Annotated in this window: 16 protein-coding genes and 3 tRNA genes; 16 read left to right on the plus strand and 3 right to left on the minus strand. The window is 59.2% G+C overall.

The window, feature by feature from the left end; translation table 11 throughout:
- Position 1 precedes the first annotated feature (1 nt).
- Positions 2–4,375: a transglutaminaseTgpA domain-containing protein gene (locus tag G1C97_RS00180; protein ID WP_169240020.1), complete on the plus strand. Its 4,374-nt coding sequence runs from the start codon at positions 2–4 to the stop codon at positions 4,373–4,375.
- A 106-nt stretch (positions 4,376–4,481) separates the two neighbouring features.
- Here the strand turns inward: G1C97_RS00180 and G1C97_RS00185 are convergent, their stop codons facing one another.
- Positions 4,482–5,714 carry a trans-sulfuration enzyme family protein gene (locus G1C97_RS00185; RefSeq protein WP_169240021.1) on the minus strand — a complete coding sequence of 411 codons (1,233 nt, stop codon included), beginning with the start codon at positions 5,712–5,714 and terminating at the stop codon, positions 4,482–4,484.
- 329 nt (positions 5,715–6,043) lie between these two features.
- Here G1C97_RS00185 and G1C97_RS00190 point away from each other — a divergent pair.
- The 15 genes from G1C97_RS00190 (at position 6,044) to rpsI (ending at position 19,209) form a co-directional block, all read left to right on the plus strand.
- Positions 6,044–6,125, plus strand: a tRNA-Tyr gene (locus G1C97_RS00190).
- Position 6,126: 1 nt separating this feature from the next.
- Positions 6,127–6,198 (plus strand) — tRNA-Thr (locus G1C97_RS00195).
- A gap of 4 nt (positions 6,199–6,202) precedes the next feature.
- Positions 6,203–6,276, plus strand: a tRNA-Met gene (locus G1C97_RS00200).
- A 62-nt stretch (positions 6,277–6,338) separates the two neighbouring features.
- On the plus strand, positions 6,339–6,506 hold the full coding sequence (rpmG, locus tag G1C97_RS00205; RefSeq protein ID WP_165775840.1) for a 50S ribosomal protein L33: 168 nt from the start codon (positions 6,339–6,341) through the stop codon (positions 6,504–6,506).
- A 183-nt stretch (positions 6,507–6,689) separates the two neighbouring features.
- Positions 6,690–7,919 (plus strand): UDP-N-acetylmuramate dehydrogenase, encoded by a 1,230-nt coding sequence (locus G1C97_RS00210; protein ID WP_169240022.1) that lies wholly within the window; start codon positions 6,690–6,692, stop codon positions 7,917–7,919.
- 158 nt (positions 7,920–8,077) lie between these two features.
- Entirely contained in the window at positions 8,078–9,604 is a 1,527-nt protein-coding gene (locus G1C97_RS00215; RefSeq protein WP_169240023.1) for an amino acid permease, read from the plus strand.
- A gap of 227 nt (positions 9,605–9,831) precedes the next feature.
- On the plus strand, positions 9,832–10,152 hold the full coding sequence (fdxA, locus tag G1C97_RS00220; RefSeq protein ID WP_003807898.1) for a ferredoxin: 321 nt from the start codon (positions 9,832–9,834) through the stop codon (positions 10,150–10,152).
- Between the two features lie 103 nt (positions 10,153–10,255).
- Positions 10,256–11,431 carry a succinyldiaminopimelate transaminase gene (gene dapC, locus G1C97_RS00225; protein WP_169240024.1) on the plus strand — a complete coding sequence of 392 codons (1,176 nt, stop codon included), beginning with the start codon at positions 10,256–10,258 and terminating at the stop codon, positions 11,429–11,431.
- Between the two features lie 352 nt (positions 11,432–11,783).
- Positions 11,784–13,142 (plus strand): CapA family protein, encoded by a 1,359-nt coding sequence (locus tag G1C97_RS00230; RefSeq protein WP_100496324.1) that lies wholly within the window; start codon positions 11,784–11,786, stop codon positions 13,140–13,142.
- 69 nt (positions 13,143–13,211) lie between these two features.
- Complete coding sequence (locus tag G1C97_RS00235) at positions 13,212–14,222, plus strand: D-2-hydroxyacid dehydrogenase family protein (protein WP_100496423.1); 1,011 nt, start codon at positions 13,212–13,214, stop codon at positions 14,220–14,222.
- Between the two features lie 55 nt (positions 14,223–14,277).
- The gene (locus tag G1C97_RS00240; RefSeq protein ID WP_100496323.1) at positions 14,278–14,922 is read left to right on the plus strand and encodes an IMPACT family protein; all 645 of its coding nucleotides are present in this window, start codon (positions 14,278–14,280) and stop codon (positions 14,920–14,922) included.
- A gap of 65 nt (positions 14,923–14,987) precedes the next feature.
- Complete coding sequence (locus tag G1C97_RS00245) at positions 14,988–15,668, plus strand: AbrB family transcriptional regulator (RefSeq protein ID WP_417852194.1); 681 nt, start codon at positions 14,988–14,990, stop codon at positions 15,666–15,668.
- Positions 15,669–15,792: 124 nt separating this feature from the next.
- Positions 15,793–17,958, plus strand: a complete 2,166-nt coding sequence (malQ, locus tag G1C97_RS00250; RefSeq protein WP_100496321.1) for a 4-alpha-glucanotransferase — start codon at positions 15,793–15,795, stop codon at positions 17,956–17,958.
- Positions 17,959–18,245: 287 nt separating this feature from the next.
- Complete coding sequence (gene rplM, locus G1C97_RS00255; RefSeq protein WP_100496320.1) at positions 18,246–18,695, plus strand: 50S ribosomal protein L13; 450 nt, start codon at positions 18,246–18,248, stop codon at positions 18,693–18,695.
- Positions 18,696–18,717: 22 nt separating this feature from the next.
- Positions 18,718–19,209 carry a 30S ribosomal protein S9 gene (rpsI, locus tag G1C97_RS00260; protein WP_100496319.1) on the plus strand — a complete coding sequence of 164 codons (492 nt, stop codon included), beginning with the start codon at positions 18,718–18,720 and terminating at the stop codon, positions 19,207–19,209.
- 183 nt (positions 19,210–19,392) lie between these two features.
- Here rpsI and glgX read toward each other — a convergent pair whose 3' ends face one another.
- Positions 19,393–22,107: a glycogen debranching protein GlgX gene (gene glgX / locus G1C97_RS00265; RefSeq protein ID WP_169240025.1), complete on the minus strand. Its 2,715-nt coding sequence runs from the start codon at positions 22,105–22,107 to the stop codon at positions 19,393–19,395.
- 89 nt (positions 22,108–22,196) lie between these two features.
- Positions 22,197–23,354, minus strand: coding sequence for an ROK family transcriptional regulator (locus G1C97_RS00270; RefSeq protein WP_169240026.1), 1,158 nt, complete (start codon positions 23,352–23,354; stop codon positions 22,197–22,199).
- Between the last annotated feature and the right edge of the window lie 160 nt (positions 23,355–23,514).

A 23,514-nucleotide genomic window follows, 5' to 3' on the forward strand; every position in this document is an offset into this window, starting at 1 on the left:
TATGACCCGCGCAAGCCGTCACGAATTGACTGATCGCCGACTGGTTCGGCACGGTCTGATTCGTCCCACATGGGGAGGGGCATTGCTGCTTGCGGCGGCAGGCGGATGCTGTTTCGGTGGACTGTTGCTTGACGAACGCACGCTGATGGATGTCAGCATCGCGTTCGTGGTGGTGTTCGTATGCGCATTGGTGCTGGTGATGCTGCAATGGTGCGGTGTGATCGCCATCGGCCAATCCGTCCTTTCCAATCAGATCGAACAACGAGACAGCTACGGTACTGTGGTAAGCCGGGTGGTGGGAGATCTTCCCGAGCGTCGCGGCTGGTACGTCACCGTAAGCACTGTGGTGCGATGGACGTCGCCGTTGGGCTTGATTGCGGCTCGCAAAGTTGTCCCCGGTGGAGGACAGACGTTGATTGTGCCCGCCGTGGACGAACATATTTCGGGCGATGCGTCCGTGATGAACGCACGACAGGTAGGCTCCAACCAGTCCGCGCATTCCGGCGGCGTGCGCGCCTACGCGCCAGGCGATCCGCTGAAGCTTATTTCCTGGCGGCAAACCGCCCATCGCGGCGAACTGATGACCCGCGAATCCAGTCGAGACATGAGCGCCACCATTGTGCTGGTGCCCAACACGGGCGGCGTGACCGTCAAAGAGCTTGATGCCGAGGTCGCCGCGCTGCTGCCGTACGTACAGGCTTCGCGAGACACCGGTCGTACGGAGCGGCTCATTGCCACCGATGGTATGCAGACGTTCGAGGGGGACGAAAATCTCGAGCGATTTTTCGCGGCCGTGCAGCCGTATGCTGCACCGGCGGCATCGTCTGCATCCGGAGACCGGCGGCCCTCGCAAGCGAACAGTGTGAAGAAGCCTGAGCTGCCAAGTGTTCCCGAACGTGCATCCGCCATCGTGCGAACGGCCATGAACGGACAGGGAGCGGTGCGAGTGCTGATCTGCGACGGCACCGACAGTCAAGCGCTTGCTACGGCGTTACGGCACAGCCCGATCGCCGACAGGCTCACGGTGCTCGCCCCGGCCGATACAAAGCCGACTGCAACATCTGCATATCGGCATATCGATATGCAGACGGTTTCGCCCGCCGGCCGTACGATGCGAATGGGTTTCAACAAGATTCCCGAGCAACGGACGTCCCCCGACAACGTCGGCCGTGTTCGGCTGTCACGGCTGGCATATCGGCTCCTGCCTCGTTTCGCGGGCGCTATGGCGCTGACGACGTTCTTCGGTGTGGCGCTCACAGGCCTTTCCGGCCTTATCTCCCCTGACGGCATGTGGATATGGTTCGCGGCTGCGTTGCTGGGGCTGGCCGCGCTGGGAGCCGTCGTACAATCCACCACGCGCATACGTTCCGTATTGCGATTCGTGGCCTATACGATGTTCGTGCTGCTCGCCACGGCGGCACTGGCTGCGGTGCGTTTCCGGCAGATTGCCTCCGCCGCGCACGCCCAGATCGCCGAGGAAGAGACCTCGCAGGCCACGCAATACAGCATTGCGCCGGATCTCGCTTCCGGTTCCTCCCCTCTATGGAAGTTGTTCGGCGGCGTCGTCAACACCGGATTCGACCAACTCAACATCCAACTGCCGCCGCTCAAGGTCTCCGAAGCCAGCGACCTGTTCCTCATCTTGGCGGTGGCGGCGCTCGCCGTCGCGGTGCGGTGCCTTCTCGTCTTCCGGCCGTTGATTCCTACCATGGTCGTGCTGCCGGTGGCGGCGCTCGCCGCCGATTATGCGTTGGTGGGGCATCTGGCACCGCTGTGGGCGATCGGTTTGACCGTCGCGGCCTTCCCTCTGGCCTTGTTCGCCGCCCATCCGGGGCGGTCATATCCCGCTTTGCGTCTGGAAAGGCCTCGTATTTCGCCGAAACGGTCCGGAACCATCCGCGCATCCGGCACCAACGCCGGCCGCACGCTCATCGCCGCTTCGTTTGCCGTCGCCGTGCTCGCCGCCGCCATCACTCTGCCTCTGACCGGTCCTGCCGCGCTGCTGGCGTACCGAGTGCCCCTGTCCATCGGAGAAGGCGGTGGCATGTTCACCTCGAACACCGTCAATCCGATGATCGACCTTAAGCGCAACATTGCCGCCGGTTCGGACGAGACGGTACTGACATACCGGTCCTACAAGCGTCTTTACCTGCGCCTGACCACGCTCGACAATTTCGATGGCGACACCTGGGGATACGACCGTCAATTCGCGCTCGATGCCGGGCTCTACGGCTCAGGCATCCAACTCGGTCGCAACAGCGAAGATGAGCTTTCCCGCTACGACTGTATGATGATGAACCCGTTAGGAGCCTACATGGCGGCGCTCGGCTATACCGGATATGACGTTGCAGTGACCGACACGAGTTCACTCGAACGGTTCATGGTCAACGCCAACATTCGCATCGACACCCTCAAATCACGCTTCCTGCCTGTGCCCGGAAACGTCACGCACCTCGATAATGGCGTAGGCGGCGACTGGCTGCTCTATCAGGACGGCACGGTGTACAACCGCACCACCGGTACCTCGTCGGACCTCGAATATGGTGCAGACGGCAATGCAATCGACCCCATCACCACATCGTCCGGTTTCAGTCAACTATCCCAGATCACAAGCGCGCAGAGCGCCCTGTTAGGTGACGCGGACGTCACCGATGACGACCTGCAGCGTTGGTATCAGGCCCGTCGTGATCTGGCGGATACAGGTCTTGCCGAAGTCCATCGCGATACGGACGGTGACTTCCTCGTCATCAGGGCCACGATCAATGGCGATGGCAGCGTGACGGGGGCGAACGGATGGCGGCTGGGGGCCGGCAGTTTCCAAGGCGAACAGGCGACGTTCCTGGATGGTACGTCCGCGCCCACGCCGTCCAGCGTGGTATTCGACGATACGATTGTGGAACAGTTGGGCTTCGGCAAGGATAATTACATACTCGGCTTTGGCTCGGGCGGCAGCATGGTAATCGTCACTCCGCTGGATGCTTCGATGTCCAGCGCGAATGCGGACGCGCAGTCTGGCGCTCCCGGCGCTGCGAGCTCGTCTCGCGATACCGATGCATGGGCCGGCCGCGTGTTCTCCTTCCTGCATAAGAACACCAGCCTGTCCGTCTATACCGTGGTCAACGGCAGTATTCCACGGGCCAATCAGTCGATCGCGCGCATGCAGTGGTACGTGGACGCCAGCGACAGACGCGCCCACGAGAGCCGATACACTTCGTTGCCCGAGAAACTGCCCGCCAACGTGCAATCCGTGATCGACCAGGCGCAAGCCGCCGGCATACCCATCAAGGGAAGAACCTATGACGATCAGGTGCGTGCCATGCGCTGGCTTGTGGACTATTTCACCAATCCGGACAACGCGTTCACCTACTCGCTCGATGCGCCGGACGGCGACGGGCGAGACAATCTCGATGTACTTGATGATTTTCTGGACCCGGACAACGGGCATGCGGGCTATTGCCAGCATTACGCTTCCGCGCTCGCCGTACTTGGCCGCTCTCTCGGCGTTCCAACGCGTATTGTGCTCGGCTACAACGCCGGCGTATCCAATCGCGATAAGAACGGCTTCTTCGTAGTGCAATCCAAGCAGCTCCACGCCTGGACCGAAGCGTATCTCAACGGTGTGGGTTGGGTGCCGTTTGACGTGACGCCCGCCACCGCGGAAAACGGGTCGGCCGCGTCCGATGCTGCTTCCGCCGCGGCCGATAGCGCGTCCGATGGTACCGGCGATTCCGGCGATGGAGCCGACGGCACCGCCACGCCGGATGCATCCGCCGATGATTCGGCCGATGGTTCCGGCGACGCCTCTGACCAGTCTGATGCGTCGGATACACGTGGTTCCGCCTCACGCCGGAATGCGAACAACGCCGCTGGCAACGCTGGCAACGATGGCGGATGGATGCTGTGGCGGATGCTGGATCTCGATGCGCGGCTGGTGACACGCGGTATATTGCTCGGGTTGCTTGCGGCTGTTGCGCTGGTTGGCCTGTGCTTGGGCGTGCCGCGATTATGGCGTCGTATGCGTCGGCGTCGTGTGCTGGCGGCTATCGCGCAGGCTCAAGCGCATCAGGACAACGGCGATTCGTCTGCCAGAGCTTGGCGCATGACATGGCGTGAGGTGGTTCTGACCTCGCGAGCTAGGGCGAAAAGGCAAGCGCGGGCCAAGACAAAGTCTTCAGGAAAAACTCAGGCGAAGTCCAGTCTCATATTCCAGCCGAGCCAGACCGACATGGATATCGCCCGCATCCTTGCCGAGCGATGCCCCGAACAGTCCGATTTCATACTGTTGACGGCCCGTAACGCCACGGCCGCCGCCTTCCGCGGCACCACCGATTCAGTGCAGGGGCTGGCGAGTCGGTTCAGAGCTTTCTTGCGATAACGAGCGCGACACAACCGACACAACAAAGGCGCTCCTGCCTTGGGCCTTGGCAGCAGAAGCGCCAGAAGAGGCAGTATCGCTTTTTTTGATCGCTTTTTGGAGAAGGTCACACCTCGAACCCGGCCGCAACGAGCGCATGGTCGATATCACGGATGAGATCGTCCGTGTCTTCAAGCCCCACGGCCAGCCGGAAGAAACCGCGATGGAATTCCGGCGGATACAGGTACTGGCGTTCGTCGTCCTCGCCAAGGAACACGATGAGGCTTTCATCATGGCCCAAAGAAACGGCCGACGTGATGACATTGAGCTTGGAGACGAACCTATTGTGGCCCTCGTGGTCGGTGTCCAAACCGAACGCCAGCACGCCGCCGAATCCGGAATCCGAGCGCGCCAGTTGACGGACGGCGACGTCATGGTGCGGATGCGATTGAAGACCCGGATATGAGACGAACCGCACGGACGGAATTCGTTCCAGATGCTCAGCGATCGCCAGAGCGGAAGCGTTGTGTTGGCGGATACGTAAGGGAAGCGTTACTGATCCTCGATTGATGAGCCATGCGTTGAACGGTGAGATGATGCCGCCGAAGTTCACCTGTGCGGTGAATCGAATCTCGTCGGTACGCGCTTTGGTGGTGGCGATCACGCCGCCGAGCGCGTCGCCGTGGCCGTTGATGTATTTGGTGAGCGATTCGATGACGATATCCGCGCCCAGATCAAGCGGCCGCACGTTGTACGGCGAGTTGAATGTGTTGTCCACCGAGACCAGGATATCCGGATTCGCCTCGTGTGCGATTTGCGCGATGGCGCGGATGTCCGAAACCTTGAGTGTAGGATTCGCCGGCGTCTCGATATGTACGAGCCTGGTGTTGGGTCGGAGGGCGGCGCGCACGTTTTCCGGATCGGAAGTGTCCACGATCGAGGTCTCGATGCCGTACTTCTCCGGCAGGATCTGGTTAAGCAGACGGTAGGCGGCGATATAGGTGGTGTCCGAGAAGATCGCGTGATCGCCGCGATTCAGGAACGTGGTGAATGTCGCAGCGAGGGCTGCGACTCCGGAAGCGAGCACCACTGCGTCTTCGGCACCTTCGAGACGGGCGAGTTTTTCTTCCAGATACCGTTGATTCGGGTGCCCGTTGCGGGTGTAGAGATTCACATCCGAACTTGACCAGTTGATATCGGACGGGTCGTATGGCAGGGCATAGGCGTTGGCGAGCGTGATCGGGCGACGAATCGCGCCGGTCTCCGCATCGATGCCGTTGCCGAGATGGATGGCAAGCGTGCCGAAGCCGAGCGGCTGATCATCGAAGGATTGTCCATGATGTACAAGATCTGAAGTCATGTCTTAAGCATGCCGTCCCCCGTTATGACGCGCAAGCTGTGTGAAATGCCGACAAACTGCGCTATTGCAGGCTTTAAGAGCCGTTTATAAGAAACGCGAAGACCTCGTGTGGGGTGGTGCCGGCGGCAGCGCGCGGCAACGGGACCTCGATGGATACCGGAAGCCGGTGCTTTGCGCAACGAAACGACACGCCGTGAAAACACTGTTATTGCAACGGTTTGTAGATGATTTCGCAGTGCTGATTTGCATTAGTGGGAAATCTATGTTTAGATAGCCAAGTTGCCTGACGAGGTCAAGCCAAGTGGTGAGACCAAGATGGGAAACAGACTGGCGGATTTCCCAAGCGGTCAAAGGGAGCTGACTGTAAATCAGCCGCTTCGTGCTTCAGTGGTTCGAATCCACTATCCGCCACGCCCCGATAGCTCAGTGGTAGAGCACTTCCTTGGTAAGGAAGAGGTCGTGAGTCCAATTCTCACTCGGGGCTCTCTGGCGGGGTAGCTCAGCTGGCTAGAGCGTACGACTCATAATCGTAAGGTCAAGAGTTCGAGCCTCTTCCTCGCTACAAATTGCGCCCGCCATATGGTGGGCGCGCCCATTAGACCTAGAACACAGAGGTGAATGACAATGGCTAAGAGCGCCGACATCCGTCCGGGCATCACGCTGGCCTGCACCGAGTGCAAGGAGCGTAACTACATCACGACGAAGAACCGTCGTAACACGCCCGATCGTCTCGAGCTCAAGAAGTTCTGCGCTCGTTGCGGCAAGCAGACCCTGCATCGCGAGACCCGTTGATCGCAGAGCATCAAGCTTCGAAACCCGACCATCCGGTCGGGTTTTTTGTTTTTTCCGCTCCCGTCTCAAAGCTGTGTCGCTCCTATATGATTCCCACGATGATTCCCACGGTCGCACAACACCTACCAAGAACCCACGCGTCAACCCCCGATGATGGTCTAGAACACCAGTAGGATAAACATCATGACCAGCTTTGCAGATATCACCACCATGGGCGTCGGCGGTCCCATCGCCCACTTCATCGAACCGACCACGCGTGTCGGGCTTATCGAAGCTGTGGAGGATGCCGACTCCAAAGGTCTGCCTCTTATAGTGATCGGCGGCGGCTCGAACATGCTGATTGCCGACGAGCCCTTCGCCGGCGTGGTGGTGCGTGACGCGCGCCGCCAAATCACCGTACCGGATGAGGCCGCCCCGGTCGAGGGCGGGGACCGTACCGTGCATGTCTGTGCCGAAGCCGGCGTGAATTGGGATGATCTTGTGGCGTTTACCGTTGAGCTCGGTCTGGAGGGCATCGAAGGGCTTTCGGGCATTCCGGGCACAGTCGGTGCCTCGGTGGTGCAGAACATCGGCGCATATGGGCAGGAAGTGGCCACATCGGTGGAGTCGGTGGAGGTATGGGACCGGAAAACCAAGACCACCAGCGAGATGACGGCGGCTGACCTGCAGTTCGGATACCGTTCCTCCGCGTTGAAATCCAGTATGTATCAGGCCCCCGGCCGGCCGGCCGATGAGTTCTTCCCGACCCCGCGTTACGTGGTGCTGTCGGTCACCTTTGTCTTGACCCATTCGCAGCAAGGCACAGTGGGCTATGGACAGCTCGCCAAGGCGCTTGGCGTTGAGGTCGGGGACCGTATGGATACCGCAACGATTCGCGATGCGGTGCTCAAGGTACGTGCCGCCAAAGGCATGCTGGAGGATCCTACGCGCTACGCATCGGATGCGATGGCCGGCACTAAGCGTGAGCAGAACATCCTCAAGGATCTCAAACGTCTGTTCGCACTCAATGAGGGTGCGAGCATCGCTCCTGAGCCGAACGGTCTGCCGGCCCCGGACTACAATCGCCACAGTTGCGGTTCGTTCTTCATGAATCCGATTCTGCCTGCTGATCAGGCTGCTCGTCTGCCTGAGGACGCTCCTCGTTTTGCGGCCGAACTGCCGGATGGCACGCCGGGTGTCAAGACCTCTGCGGCATGGCTGATCGACCACGCCGGTTGCCATAAGGGCTTCAAAGCCGATGACCATGCGGCGGCAAGCCTGTCTACTCAGCACACACTGGCATTGACCAACCGTGGGGGAGCTACGGCTGCGGACATCGAACAGTTGGCCCGTGCGGTGCAGCAGCGTGTGCATGATGCGTTCGGTATCGATTTGGTGCCCGAGCCGGTCTGCGTCAACGTTCTGGAGCGCTGAAGCTGGAAATCTTCGGATTCCATATCTTCTGTCGACGCATAGTCGGGGATGAAGTGCGGTTACCAATAGGTAATAGACAAGTCACGTGGCCTCTTCTATACTCGTTTCTCGATGTTTTTTGCGTGCCTGGGCGCGCTTGAGAGAAAAGAGAAGGCTTTATGCAACTGTTCCGCACGAAATCCGTCGAACAGACCATCGCCGAAACAGGTGAGGAAGGGCGCAAGCTCAAGCGCAACCTGACATGGTGGGATCTATCCATCATGGGCGTGGCCGTAGCCGTGGGCGCCGGCATCTTCTCGGTCGGCGCGCAGGCCGCCGCCTTCCACGCCGGCCCGGCCGTCATCATCAGCTTCCTGATCGCAGGCGTGGTGTGCGGCGCTGCCGTGATGTGCTATGCCGAGTTCGCCTCGATGATTCCGGTGGCCGGCTCCGCCTACACCTTCACGTACACCACGGTAGGTGAGGTCATGGCATGGATCATCGGCTGGGATCTCATTCTTGAGATGCTGATGGCCGGTTCCGTGATTTCCAAGTACTGGGGTGTGTACCTCAACGACTTCATGCGGTTGATGGGATGGAATGCCAACACGAACCTGACGTTCGGCTCCTTCCACATCGATGTCGCCCCGATTATCATCGTGGCGTTCTTCACCACGCTGCTGGTCTTCGGCACCAAGATCGGTGCCCGTGTGGACGGTGCGATGACCGTGCTGAAAATCGCCATCGTGTTCTTTGTGGTGATCGTAGGTTTCTTCTACGTCAAGGCCTCCAACTTCACGCCGTTCATTCCGCCTGCGGAACCGGCTTCCAGCGTACAGAGCTCCACGGCTGTCTCTGGCGCGATGGGCCAGCCGCTGTGGCAGTGGGCCACCGGCATGGTGCCTTCCATCTACGGCATTCCGGGTATTCTCTCTGGCGCGGCGCTCGTGTTCTTCGCTTTCATCGGTTTTGACGTGGTGGCCACTGCATCCGAGGAAACCAAGGACCCACATAAGAATGTGCCGCTTGGCATCGGCGTGGGCATGGCCTTGATCATCATCATGTACATGCTTGTGGCCATTGTGACCACCGGCATGGTCTCTTATAAGGAGCTGGCGCAGCAAGACAGTCCGTCTTTGGCTACCGCATTCGAGCTGGTGGGCGCCAATTGGGCGGCGAAGATCATCAGCTTCGGTATTGTGCTGGGTCTTGCCACCGTGGTGATGGTGCTGCTGCTCGGCTTGACCCGTATCGTCTTCGCGATGAGCCGTGACGGTCTGTTGCCGCGCGGCCTGTCCAAGACCGGCAAGCACGGCACTCCGGCAGGCCTGCAGATCGCCGTGGGTGTCGTGGTGGCTCTGGTCGCCGCCCTGTTCGACATCGGCGTGCTTTCCGATATGGTCAACATCGGTACGCTTTCCGCCTTCACATTGGTGGCCATCTCCATTCCGATCATGCGTAAGAGGCGCCCTGATCTGCCGCGCGCGTTCAAGATTCCGGGCAACCCATGGGTGCCGATTCTGATCGGTCTGGCCAACCTGTGGCTCATGCTGAACCTCACCGTGCTCACCTGGATTCGTTTCGTGGTGTGGCTGGTCGTCGGCTTTGCCATTTACTTCGGCTACGGCTACCGTCACGCCCGTCTCGGCACCGGCGACCTGACTGAAGAGCTCTCTGCCGAAACCGATCAGGCCATCAACGGCTGATCTGCCGGCCGTTTAGCGTACTTTTCGCGCGATTAATGCGCAAAGTCCCCGAAATTGGGCCTCTCTGCGTACTTTTCGTGCGAAAAGTACGCTATAGGGCCTCATATGGGCATGGTTCCGTGCGATTCGTGCGAAAAGTGCGTCCGTGCATCCGTGCGCGGGGGAGTGCTGGTGGCGTCCGGTCACGGGCCTAGAATTGACACAGCGTTACTTTCAAGGAGGATTCCATGCCATACGTTGTTGCTCAGCCTTGCGTGGATGTCAAGGATAAGGCCTGTGTGGACGAGTGCCCTGTCGACTGCATCTACGAGGGCTCCCGCTCCCTGTATATCAATCCGAATGAGTGCGTGGACTGCGGTGCATGCGAGCCGGTGTGCCCCACCGAGGCCATCTTCTATGAGGATGATCTGCCGGACGAGTGGGCCTGGTACAAGGATGCTGCTGTCAGTTTCTTCGCAGAGGTAGGCGATTTGGGCGGTGCGTCCGCAGCCGGCCCGATCGGCAAGGACCCTGAACAGGTCGCTGCGCTGCCTCCGCAGAATCAGTGATGTCCCTCGGCCATCTCGCCGCTATCTCACTATCGAACCCCCGAGCCGGTATGGCCGGGGGTTTGTCGTATCTTAAGAACGAGTTGAACAAGAAAGGGCTTCCATGGGTTTCCACGCATATTCCTCCCCGTACGACTGGTCGCGTATCGCCGGATTCAAAGCGACGGCTCAAGCAGTGCCCGGTGGCATGGTGGACCTGTCCGCCGGCTCCCCGGTGGACCCGGTTCCGGATTCGGTTCGTGAAGCGCTGGCCTCTGCGTCGGATGCGTCGAATGCTCACGGCTATCCGGTGACTGTCGGCACCGCCGAACTGAAGAAGGCGATGAACGACTGGTTCCGTGACCTGCGCGGCGTGGATCTGAAGTCCATCAACGCCGCTGTGGTGCCTACTGTCGGCTCCAAGGAGGGCGTCTCTCTGATGGCCTCGCTGTTGCATCTCGGCGAGGGGGATGTGGTGGTCCAGCCACGCATCTCCTATCCGACGTACGAGATCGGTACGCAGCTGGCCGGTGCCACTGTGCTGAAAGTCGATGATGTGGCTGATGTGGAATCATGGGTCCACGTGCCAGGAGTCAGGGCCGTGTGGGTGAATTCCCCGTGCAATCCCACTGGCGATATCATCACCGCAGACTGGCTGGCCGGCATCGTCGCCGCGGCGCGCAGCATCGGAGCGGTGGTGTTGTCGGACGAATGCTATGCGTTGATGGACTGGCGCGCCAGTGCCGCCTCGGTGGAATCCAACGAACCGGCCGCCGGTAGCCAGGCGTTCAGCCTTACCGCTGCACCCAGTGCGTTGAGTCCTCAGGTATGTGAAGGATCGGCCGATGGGATTCTGGCGCTGTATTCACTGTCCAAGCAGTCCAATATGGCTGGTTATCGTACGGCAGTGATCGTCGGCGATTATCGACTGGTGAGCGAAATGGCCGAATACCGTAAGCAGATCGGTCAGATTATTCCCGGCCCGGTTCAGGCGGCGATGGCTGCCGCCTTGAGGGATGTGGCTCAGGTGCGTGACCAGCGGATTCGTTACCGCAGACGACTGTCTCGTCTGGTTGATGCGCTGAACGCTTACGGATATCAGGCCGCAATGCCCTCCGGCGCATTGTATGTGTGGGTGAAGGCCAAATCCGGTGATTGCTGGACCGATATGGCTGCACTTGCCGAACTCGGTATTGTGCCCAGTCCAGGCGAATTCTATGGTGCTCCGGCATATCTGCGATTCTCGTCCACGGCTACGGACGAGAGCATTGACCTTGTCTGCCGGCGTCTTGCCGCATAGATGTGCATAGATGAAGGGATTCATCGTGATAGTCGCGTCGATAGCGATAGATATGGCGTGAAGTAACGGAGCCGGAGGTACGCCATTGTCCGTCCGCCTCCAGTCAACGATTCTACTGGGATATTATTTCCGCCACGTCGATGCATAACGCATAAATTCGCTGAGGTCCAGCGGTCTGATGCGTTTGTCACGGCGCATCGTCATGTCGCGTCGCCACGGCGCATCACGGTACCGGCAGCATGTATGGGTCAGCCTATTGGTGCGAATCTGCCGTTGGGCGGTATCCTTAACTGGAAGAGAGTGGTGCCGAAAGCATTCGGCAAAAGTCCGTAAGGATAGAGGGGCGTCAACGATGAGTCATATTTCCGGTCAAGGGCAGCATCGGACCATGTCCACGCGAACCAGTCGTGTGACGTTGCTTGCCGTGTTCATTCTTGCGCTTGCCGTATGTCTGGGCGCTGGAGTGTGGCTTGCCGCGCATCCCATCGGCAGTGGCGATACACGGCAATCTGACGGTGGCATGGCGTCGAACAGTGCATTGCACAAACAACAGGCCGCCCCGAAGCCGGTGGTCGAACACCACGGCAATTCACCGGACTGCCCGGATACAGACTGCATCGCCATGCTGGTCAATGGCGATCTGCTGTTCCACGAAGGATTGTGGAGCCAGTTCCAAGGGCCCAACCCCAATGCCACGGATGGCACCGCCTTCAATTTCGATCCCTTATTCGAACCGATGAAGCAGTACATTCAGGCTTCCGACATCGCCGTATGTGAGTTTGAAACCCCCATTGCCCAACGTGGAGGTCCTTATGCCGCATATCCGATTTTCAACATTCCTCCGGAGGTCGCGGATGCGGTCAAGAACGTAGGCTATACCGCCTGCACCCATGCCACGAACCATTCGTGGGATCAGGGGGCGGAAGGCATCGCCCGCTTGTGGGATACGCTTGAGGCGGACGGCATCGCTCAAACCGGTTCATACAAAACCGAGGCGGAATCCACCGAACCGTTGGTGATCGATTCGCCAACCGGTGGCGGCAAGCTGGGACTGGTCACCGGAACCGTATCGCTCAACGGCATGACCGCCGATGAGGATTGGCAGGTGGATCGTCTGCGCGAGGCCGGCGATCCCAATCATGACAGCGACATCCAACGTGCGGTGGACAAGGCGAACAAGGCTCGCGAACAAGGAGCCGACGTCGTGGCCATCGCCATGCATTCGGTGCAGGAGTATCTGGATTACGCTGATTCCTGGCAGATTTCCGAGGCCCACGAGCTGGCCGATACCGGTGCATTCGACGTGATCTATGGCGCGGGATGCCATTGCGCGCAGCCGATTGAAAATTACAACGGCACTTGGATCGTCTACGGTCTGGGCAATACCGTCACCGAATCCGCGAATACGCCGGAGACACTGGTGAACAATCAGGGCGTCACCGCGCGTATCCAGTTCGCCGGCAAAAAGGGCGTCAAGGGTTCCTGGCGGGTGAACCGCATCGACTGGGTGCCTACCGCCAATGTGCATCAGGGGAAGTATCAGTGGTGTCCGATCTCGTCCGATCACCCGATCGGCGCATGTTGGGATGAATCGTATGATGCGCAGATTCGTCAGCGCATCTGGGATGTCATCTATTCGATGGGTGCCGACCAGAACGTAGTACGTGAATGGAACATCACTCAGGAGCAGTCCGCCAAATCCGCGCAGTAAGTGGGGCGGCGAGGAGCGTCGCAGATGACCACGCCGCGATTCTCCCACCGCCGGCCTATGGTGGTGCCCATGACCGAGATTTACGAAACCCAACCCGAGCGCACCGATTTGCCACTGGTGGTCATGCCTGCCGTACTCGGGGCGATGATCGATCCCATCAAGGCGCAATTTCCTGTGCTCAAGGATGTAGCCCGTGTACGCATGTTCGAGGAGTTCACTTCGGATGAGACCGTACTCATCGAGCGGCTCGCTGAAGCTGATGCCCTGCTGGTAGGCGGCTACCATATTTCGGATGGCATGTTGCGTGCCATCGCCGGCCATGTCAAATGCATCGTGTTCTGCGGTACCGGAGTGGCCAGCTACATCAATCTCGATCTGGCACGCGAACTCAAGGTTCGTGTATGCAATGCGGAACATTACGGCGATCATGCGGTGGCGGAGCATACATTCGCTCTGCTGTTCGAACTGATTCGCCGCACTGGCACGTTGGATAAGGATGTCAAGGACGGCAACTGGGCATGGGCTGGTGGAGACGGTCTGCAATTGGCCGGCCGTCGTATGGGCATCATCGGATTGGGCGGCATCGGTGCCACCGTGGCCTCCATCGCACGGGCCTTCGGCATGGAGGTGTCCGCATGGAATTCGCACGTGCCTGCCGAACATTTCGCACGATCAGGTGCCACGCCGGTGAACGATCTCAACGAGCTCATCGAAACCAGCGATGTGGTTTCCGTTCATCTGCCGCTCAATGACGCCACACGTGGCATCATCACCGCCGACAATCTCGATCATCTGCGCCCCGGCACATTGTTCGTGAACACCGCGCGTTCCGAAGTCATCGCATCCGGCGCGTTGCTCGCAAGGTTGCAGCGCGGCGATATCCCCGCCGCCCTTGACGTGTTTGACCATGAGCCGTTGAAGGCCTCGGATCCGGTCTGCCATATACCTGGCATCGTGCTCACGCCGCATGTCGGCTGGCGTACGGACGGTGCATTCAAGGAGCTCACCCGCCAGATGATCGCATGTCTGAAGGCGTATTTCGCCGGAGAGGACTATAACGTCGTCGTCTCCGAGCGCTGAACTGCCGCACGGGGCTCATCGAACCAACTCGCGGAACTCATCAAGGATGTGAACTATGCAGACGATTCTCAACTCGCCTTCCGCTCCCGCGCACGATGCGCTGGTCGAGAAGAAGTCCGAGTTCATCGGTGACGCCGCCCACGTCGATGATCTGGATGAAGCGCTTGCGTTCGTCGCCTCGATTCGTGAGCAGCATCCCAAAGCCCGTCATGTGGCCTATGCTGCGGTGTGCGGCGGTGCCGATGGACGGCTGTCGGAACGCATGAGTGATGACGGCGAGCCGTCCGGTACGGCAGGCAAGCCGATTCTCGATGTGCTCAAACAGTCCGGCACCACCGATTGCGTGGTCGCTGTCACCCGGTATTTCGGCGGTATCCTGCTGGGATCGGGTGGTTTGGTGCGCGCCTATTCGTCGGCGGCGTCACTGGCGCTGAAATCGGCGCAAGTGGCACGCATCATGACGGCCCGCCAATATCTGGTGCATCTCGAATATCCGCAGTTGGCTCGATTCCAGCAGCTGCTGGGCCAGCTCGGCGCCACTCAGGAGAATGAATCGTATACGATGAACGTGCAGCTGACCGCCGTGGTGCCTGCCGACCAATGCGATCGGTTCGAGGAACGTGTTCGTGAGATGTTCAATGCCGCCGTGGTGCCTGAGCCGGGGGCGATGGTCAATATTCCCGTGCCGATTGGCCAGTGAGAGCATACAGGGATCTCATGCTGTCAGGCTTATATCTCGCATAACCATTCTTATCCAATCCGTATCTGACTAAGCTGGAGACCATGACCGAGGACAACGCAGCGACCAATGCAGCAACCGATGTACCAGTGCCCGAACACGAGAGCGCCGAGCCGCAATCCGACTTTGAGCCGTTGACTGTCACCTATGAGCATCTGCGTCATTCCACCGACGCCGCGGAACTGTCCGAGTTTGCTCGTCGTCCATTGCCTGACCGTGCCGATCAGGCGGCGTTCTCCCGTGCCACCGCATTGTTGGAAGCCGTGGCGGGCAATCCCAATACGCCGGTGGCCGATCGTGTGTTCCTCGGCACTGAGATGCCGTTCCCGAATGTGCTGGTCAAGCTTTCCGAGGACCCTGATGCGTCGGTGAGGCAAGCGGTGGCCGCCAATGAGGACAGCAAAAACTGGCTGGTGGGAAGACTGACCAAAGATCCGGTGCCGCAGGTGCGCGACACAGCTTTGAAGAACAAGCGCACCAGTTGGAAGATGCGTCTGGAGGGGGCGCAGAATCCTGAAGTGGACAGTGAGACTCTGGATTTTCTGGGGGAGCTTGGAACTACGCGTGAGGAGGGCGCCCCGACGGTGCTGTCTTCGATGGTGCGTCGTGCAGTGGCGCTGAATCCCAATACGTCCGCCCGGATGCTGGAGGTGTTGGCCTCAGACCCTTCAGCTGAGGTACGTCACGCTGCCGAGCAACGACGCTGATGTGGCTCTCATCGGTATGTGAGCGTTCACATACCATCATGTGGTCATAATTTTACCGCAAAGACGGGTGTCGTAGCGCTTGTCGTACGGTGTGGCGCTGTTTTCGGGCGTTAGACTGGGGGCTATGAGCGAGAATACCGAGAATGAAGAACGACTGGCGCGTCCGCTGATTCGACTCGCCAAGTTGGTCGGCGTCGGCACCAGCTACGTAGGCATGAGCCACGACTATCACGAGATAGCCGACGACGTACTCATCGCCGTGCTGGCGGCTCTGGGCATTGACGCCAAGGACGAGGACGCCCAGGATGCCTCCATCCGACGTATCCTGAAGGAACGGTACAGCCGTCTGGTGGAGCCTACCGTATTGCATACGGTAGGCAAGGAAGACAAGGTGCTGGTGAACACCGGCATTCTTGACGTGCCGTCGGCCACCATCACGCTGGAAAACGGCGAGGACTATGAAGGCAATATCGAAGTGGGGCCGGGAGACGGTTCTCAGGCGTTTGATCTCGGAAGCTCCTTTGTCTCCACGGCGGCGCTGATCATTCCCTCCGACATCCCTGCCGGCTATCACACGTTGCATGTCACTGTTGCCGGGCGCACGCAAGACGCTACGTTGATTAGCGCGCCTGATCATGTGGAGCTGCTTGACCCCATGAAATCCGGTAGCCTATGGGGCTGGATGGCGCAGCTGTATTCGATTCGTTCCGCCGGCTCCTGGGGCATCGGCGATTTCGAAGACCTGAAGACCATGCTGGTGAATGCCAAAGGCCAGACCGGTGCGGATTTCGTGCTGATCAACCCGGTGCATGCCGCCGAACCGGTTTCACCACTGACGCCGTCGCCTTATCTTCCGGTCAGTCGTCGATTGGTGAACTTCACGTACATTCGTCCGGAGTCGGTACCCGAGTATGCATTGCTGGATGCTCAGGCCAAGCATGACGTCGATGAGCTGCATGCCGAAACCGAACCGCTCAACGGCGACTCGCAGATCATTGATCGTGATTCCATGTGGCGCAGCAAGATGCATGCGTTGTGGATTATCTTCAAGGCGGGACGTAAGGCCGAGCGTCAGGCGCAATTCGACGTATTCAAGCAGGAATGCGGCTCTGATCTGGAAGCATATGCGACGTGGTGCCTGTGCTATGACAAGTGGGGCGCTCCCGAAGACAATGACGAAAGCTGGATTCGTCGATTCAACCGAGACTCTCAGGAGATCGCCGATCTCAAGCAACAGTTCCCCGACACGCTTGATTTCTACCGCTGGCTTGAGTGGGTTGCCTCCGATCAGCTTGCCGCTGCGCAACAGGCCGCCAAAGATGCCGGTATGCATATCGGCGTTATGTCGGATATGGCAGTGGGTGTCCACCCCCTCGGTGCCGATGTATGGTGGAATCCTGAGCGATTCGCCAAGGGAGCCACGGTCGGCGCTCCGCCGGACATGTTCAACCAGCAGGGCCAGGACTGGAGCCAGCCGCCGCTGAGCCCTCTGGACCTGGAAGCTACGGGATATGAGACGTACCGCAATATGGTCCACGGCATGTTCGCCCGCGCCGGTGCCGTACGCATCGACCATATTCTCGGCCTGTTCCGTCTGTGGTGGATTCCTTCGCATCACAGCGCCATGGATGGCACGTATGTGTATTACGACGCCGATATCATGCTGGGAATCCTGGCCATTGAGGCTTCGCGCGCGCATGGCGTGGTAGTGGGAGAAGACCTTGGCGTAGTGCCTGAATATGTGGCTGATTCGCTCTCTGGCCACGGCATCCTCGGCTGCGCTGTGGAATGGTTCGAGCAGCGCGACGGTGTATTCCGGGCTCCCTCGCAGTGGCGCCCGTATGCATTGGCCTCCGTCAACACCCACGATATGCCGCCGGCGGCGGGATATCTGGAGTACGAGCATGTCAAGATCCGCGAGCGTCTGGGATTGCTGACCGGCTCCGCCGAAGAGTTCCAAGCCTCGGCCACCGCCGAGCAAAACGCCATGCTGGCCATGCTTGTGCAGGAGGGCTACCTCGACCCGGAGTTCGCCGAGCATCGCGATGAACATGAGGCGGATATCATTGACGCTTTGTACCGTGCGCTCAAGGGCTCTCCGTGCAAGCTGCTCGCTGCTTCGATCACTGACGCGGTGGGGGAGAAGCGTGCGCAGAACCAGCCGGGTACGAATAATGAATATCCGAATTGGCGAGTGCCTCTGGCCGACGCCAAGGGAGATGTCGTACCGCTGGAAACGTTGTTCGAAACTCCTGGCGCGCAACGTTTCGCCCAGATTTTCAACAGCTGAGGCGTCGAAAACGCGTTGAAAGGGCGGGTTGACCCGGTGTGAATGGGTCGGCCCGCCCTCTCATATTTTCGCCGCGCCGATGTCCCCGTGACAATGTCAAGACCGGCGATATACTAGTGGATTGTTGTGTTTCCCTAAGGGGTCCTTCAAAGCGCTATCCCACTCGCCATCGAGGACTTTCAGGGAGCCCACGGATAATGAGGTTCGACGCCTTCTGGATGCGGCCCTGACCAAGCCACGCCAGGCAGCCGAGAGCCCGGAACACAATGAATAGAAAAGGTAATGCAGTGAAAACTTTCACTCCGAAGCCAGCTGATCTGACTCACGACTGGTATGTCATCGACGCCACCGACGTGGTGCTCGGCCGTCTTGCCTCCCAGGCTGCTATTCTGCTGCGCGGCAAGAACAAGCCGACCTTCGCTCCTCACGCCGATTCCGGCAACCACGTGATCATCATCAACGCCGACAAGATTGCTCTGACCGGCAACAAGATGGGCAAGGAACTGTACGCACACTCCGGTCGTCCCGGTGGCCTGCGTCGCGATTCCTACGCCGAGCTGCTTGAGAAGAACCCCGAGCGCATCATCAAGTCCGCCATCAAGGGCATGCTGCCGAAGAACCGTCTGTCCAAGGCACAGCTCGACCGTCTCCGCATCTTCCGCGGCGCCGAGCACCCGCACACCCCGCAGAAGCCCCAGGTCTTCGAGATCGCTCAGGTCTCGCAGCAGGCTAAGTGAAACCTGAGAGGAGATAAGAATCATGGCTGAAAACACCAACGACTCCCAGGTTGTCGAGACCGAAGAGGAGCTCACCAACTACACCACCGAGACCAACGCTGGCGCTGGCACCGGCACCTCCGCGATCGAGCCGGGCTACGGCACCGGTCGTCGTAAGGAAGCTGTGGCCCGTGTCCGTCTGGTTCCGGGTTCCGGCAAGTGGACCGTCAACGGCCGCACTCTGGAGGAGTACTTCCCCTCCAAGCTGCAGCAGCGTGAGGTCAACTCCCCGATCGTCCTGCTCAAGCTCGAAGGCAAGTTCGACGTGATCGTCCTCGTTGACGGCGGCGGCACCACCGGTCAGGCCGGTGCCATCCGTCTCGGCGTGGCCCGCGCCCTGAACGCCATCGATCGTGACGCCAACCGCGCCGCCCTGAAGAAGGCCGGCTTCCTGACCCGCGACGCCCGCGTCGTGGAGCGCAAGAAGGCTGGTCTGCACAAGGCTCGTCGCGCCCCGCAGTTCTCCAAGCGTTAATTTCGCTTTCGGACTGTACCGAGCATCAAAGAACCCTTCGTGGATGCGTCCGCGAAGGGTTCTTTGCTATACCAACATCTATGCATGGTCTGTATGCGTGGCCTGTTGCCTTTGCCCAGGCTCAGGCAGTCGTACGGTTCAGGCCTCACGACTCAAGCCGCAAGGCCTCGAACCTAGGGAATATCACACCTGCTTCATCAGCGTGATGCTTAGTGCCGGCATGGTCCACACATGTGGCGATGGCTTGGTGGCCGACTCCGCTACTACATCGGCCGTCGGGGCCTTGTCGACCGGGGCCTTATCGGCGGAGACGGTGCCCTCTGCCGAAGCTGATGCGCCGCCTCCATGCACAGTCGCTGACGACTCGGCAGGCGGGCCGTCAACCTCAACCGTTTGCGCGGTAGTTGGACGGACCTGACCGCGTTGTTGCGTTTGCTGTTCTTTGCCGCCCTCCGGGCTGTCGGCGGTACGCCGCCGCGTCACCTTAGCGAATTCAGCGGTAGGAGCGGACCGGGATTCCTGCAGCATGGCGAACGTGGCCGCATCCACATCGGACATGCCCTCGGCTTTCATGCGCGCCGTGGCCTCTTCGGCAAGACGGCGCACGGTTTCGCTGGCGTTCTGCACATGCTGCATCCACACGCTGATGTCATCGTCGTCGTTTGGCTTCACGACGCCGCCATGCCCCGGCCATCTGCCATTGATCTCAGCGGAACACCATTTCGGCACCCATGTGCTGTCTGAAGGCAGGGTGAACTGCCGGTCTTCGTCCACACCATTGACCACGATGCACACGTCCACTTCACTATTGGAGAGCAATCGCATGGTGAAGCTTCTCGTGGACAGATCGAACCAATCCCGTTCGGCGGGGGCATTGCCGTTGGGCAGGAACCATTTGACGCGGTCTGATGGCTTGAACAGGCCGATCTGCGTCAGGCGGGTGAAGAAATCCTCGTGATGGTACAGATCCAAGGATTTGCGCAGCGCAACCAGATGGGACACGGTCTCCAGACGACGCATCTCGCGCGTCTTCTGCGGCGAATACAGCCAGTCCCAGTTGAGCCAGGTGATGTCGTTGTCCTGGCAGTAGGCATTGTTGTTGCCATCCTGCGTATTGCGGAATTCGTCGCCTGCCAGCATCATCGGTGTGCCCAACGAGAGTAGCAGTGTCCCCATCATGTTCATGGCGGCCTGCTCGCGAGCCGTGATCACATCCAAATCATCAGTAACGCCTTCCACGCCGAAATTGGCGGAGTGATTTACCGAAGAGCCGTCATTGTTGTGTTCTCCGTTGGCCTCGTTGTGTTTGGTGCGGTAACGAGTCAGATCGGTGAGCGTGAAGCCGTCATGGCAGGTGACGAAATTGATGGAAGCGGTGGCGCCGCGTCCGGGGTCAGTGGCGAACAGGTCCGCCGAGCCGCACAGTCTGGTGGCGATCTCCTGTAATTGGGTACGACCGAAATCGCTGCTGCCGTCCACATCCTCCAGCCAGAATGTACGGATCGTGTCGCGGAAACGATCGTTCCACTCGGCAAAGGGGATGCCGAACTGCCCGGTGCGCCAACCGAAGTTCCCCAGATCCCAAGGCTCCATGATGAGCTTCAGATTGCCGAGCAGCAGGTCGGAACGCAGCGCATACAGGAAGGGATGATGATGGGTGAATTCACCTTCCAGGCGTGCAAGGGTCACACCCAGATCGAAACGGAAGCCGTCGATGCCGATTCGTTTGGCCCAATAGCGCAACGAATCGACGGCAAAGGTGACGACGTGTGTATTCGTAAAGTCAAGCGTGTTGCCGCAGCCGGTGGTGTCTTCCAGACGTCCGGGATTCGATTTTTGATGACGGTAGTAGGCTAGATCGTCCAATCCTCGCCAGCAGACGGTAGGGCCTTCCACGCCGCCCTCGCAGGTGTGGTTGTAGACCACATCCATGATGACCTCGAAGCCGGCCTCATGTAAGGCGCGCACCATGTCGATAACCTCTTGCCGTACCGCTGTGGCACCCTTTTCCTGAGCGGCCTTGGTGGCGTAGGAAGGCTCGGGGGAGAAGTAACTCAGCGTGGAATAACCCCAATAGTTGCCTCGTCCATGCTCCTGCAGGAACAGCTCGTCCTGCTTGGCTTGGATGGGCAGCAGTTCAATGGAAGTGACGCCCAGATTCTGCAGATAGGCAAGTGTGGTGGGATGTGCGAGTCCGGCATAAGTGCCGCGCAACGCTTCGGGCAGCCAAGGTGCGTTGGCGGTGAAGCCTTTGACATGCATTTCGTAGATTACGGTTTTACGCCAGGGCACATGCGGGTGCTCTGGGTCGCCTTCATGTTTATGGACGTCGCGATCATCGATGGCCACGGAGACCGGCACATGACCGAGTGAATCCACGGTGCTCATGTCGCCGTAAGCGGAGCCGAGCACCTTGCCGTCCACTACCTCGCACTCATAGGAGAACGCGGACGGTGCGAGTTCCATTGAGCCGTCGATGCCTTTGCCATATGGGTCGAGCAGGAATTTATATGGATTGAATCGCACGCCGTGTTTCGGGTCCCAAGCGCCATCCACACGGTATCCGTATTTCATCCCGTCCCATGCCTTGGGCAGGTGCACGTACCATAGACCGTAATTCGGTCCGGTCATACGGAACAAGGTTTCGCGCACGTACAGGTGCTCGATGATGCGTGTGCAGACCGGAAACTCATGTATTTGCTGCAGGAACGATACGTTCGGATCGTTGAACAGGCGTATGGAGTCCTGGAAGAACGCGCTGGGCTGATCAATGGACTCAAGGACGCACAGCCAGACCTGATCGGCGGTTTCCGAACGGACTACGACGTCCGCGCCCCCATCTTCGGTGAAATAGAACCCCGGTCGAGTGGCATAGCGATGCAACGCTGGATTTCTCATGACTCCATTGTAGACGTGTTGCCGTTAAGCGGCGGAATTCTTGATTTGGGAGGGAACCTTTGTCTGCATGGCGTTTGGGCATTGATTGTCTAGCGGCCGGCCCGTGAGGCATGTTCGCCTACGCCGCATATTTCGTTCGCATAGTCTTCCACATACCGCAATGCTGCGCCGATGATGTTTTGGTCTTCGCCGCAGTAGCTTTTCCGCAGTGTGAAATTGATGGTGCCGAATGGGGAACGTTGCACAACTCGATGTCGGAGGGCGTCGATGTCGTCTTGTGTGAGATGTTGTGCTGCCTCGCCGCCGACGATAACGTCACCGGCGATGATGGAACGTGCGTTGACGATGGCCTGCGCCACATAGTCCAGCCATTCGTTCATGCGCTCGCGGTGGTGACGTTCGCCTTGTTCGAGCACGCTGAAGAAGCCTGGGATGCTCTCGTAGTCCTCGGGAAGTGTTTCCGGGGAACAATAGGTGTCCATGCAGCCGCGCTGACCGCAGTAGCATTCGCGTCCGCCGGGTACCAGTGTCATATGTTCGATGGTGCCGTTGCAATGATTGGGGCCTTGGTACAGTTTGCCGCCGACGATCACTGCGCCGCTCGGTCGGCGTTCGAGATACACGCAAATCGCGTCGGTAAGACTCGGATCGGCCCAGAGTTCCGCCATGGCGGAGGCATCGGAGTCGTGAATCATCATGCATGGGTAATGCACGGATTGGCTGATGGTGTCGATTGTCAAGCCGGTATTGCCCATGATGGTGCCGAAGGTAATGGTCGAGGCATCGGGGGAGAGGATGCCCTGGACGGCGAACGATACGCCAAGCACCTTGCCGTGCTTATTTTCGATATCCGCTGCAAAATTGTTGATGATGCCGCCGATCCGCTGGTAGTAAACGTTGGCATTGCGATAGGGAAGGGCATCCTGACGCTGCTCGATCACCTTGCCGTACAGATCGACGGCGCACATGCGTACGCCGGTGGCGCGCATCACCACGCCGATTGCCGTTCGATGGTTGGGATTGAACTCATAGTTCCGGGCCTTGCGTCCGCCGGTGGATTCGTGGAACTTGCCTTTGCGGATGAGTCCTTTTTCTTCCAGCATACGAAGGTTCTGTGTGATGGTGGGCAGGCTTAATCCAAGTCCGTGTTCGAGTTCCTGCTTGGTGACGTGATGATGGGTATACAGATATCGAGTCATGGCGTTGCGGTTGTGTTGTTTCACCGCGGTGGATGGCGTCGCTCTCATGACTACCCCTTTGTGAGACGATGAGCATGCACATATCAGTGTACTTGCTTGAAGCTTAACTTTTATAAAGATGTTTTTATTATTTGCGAAGAATGTGATTACTTTTATAAAGTCATCTTATAGAAGATGACGTTGGTGTGCGATGTATTGAATGTGATAT

Origin of the sequence: Bifidobacterium olomucense (genome assembly GCF_012932375.1) — a bacterium.
GTDB classification, from domain to species: Bacteria; Actinomycetota; Actinomycetes; order Actinomycetales; family Bifidobacteriaceae; genus Bifidobacterium; species Bifidobacterium olomucense.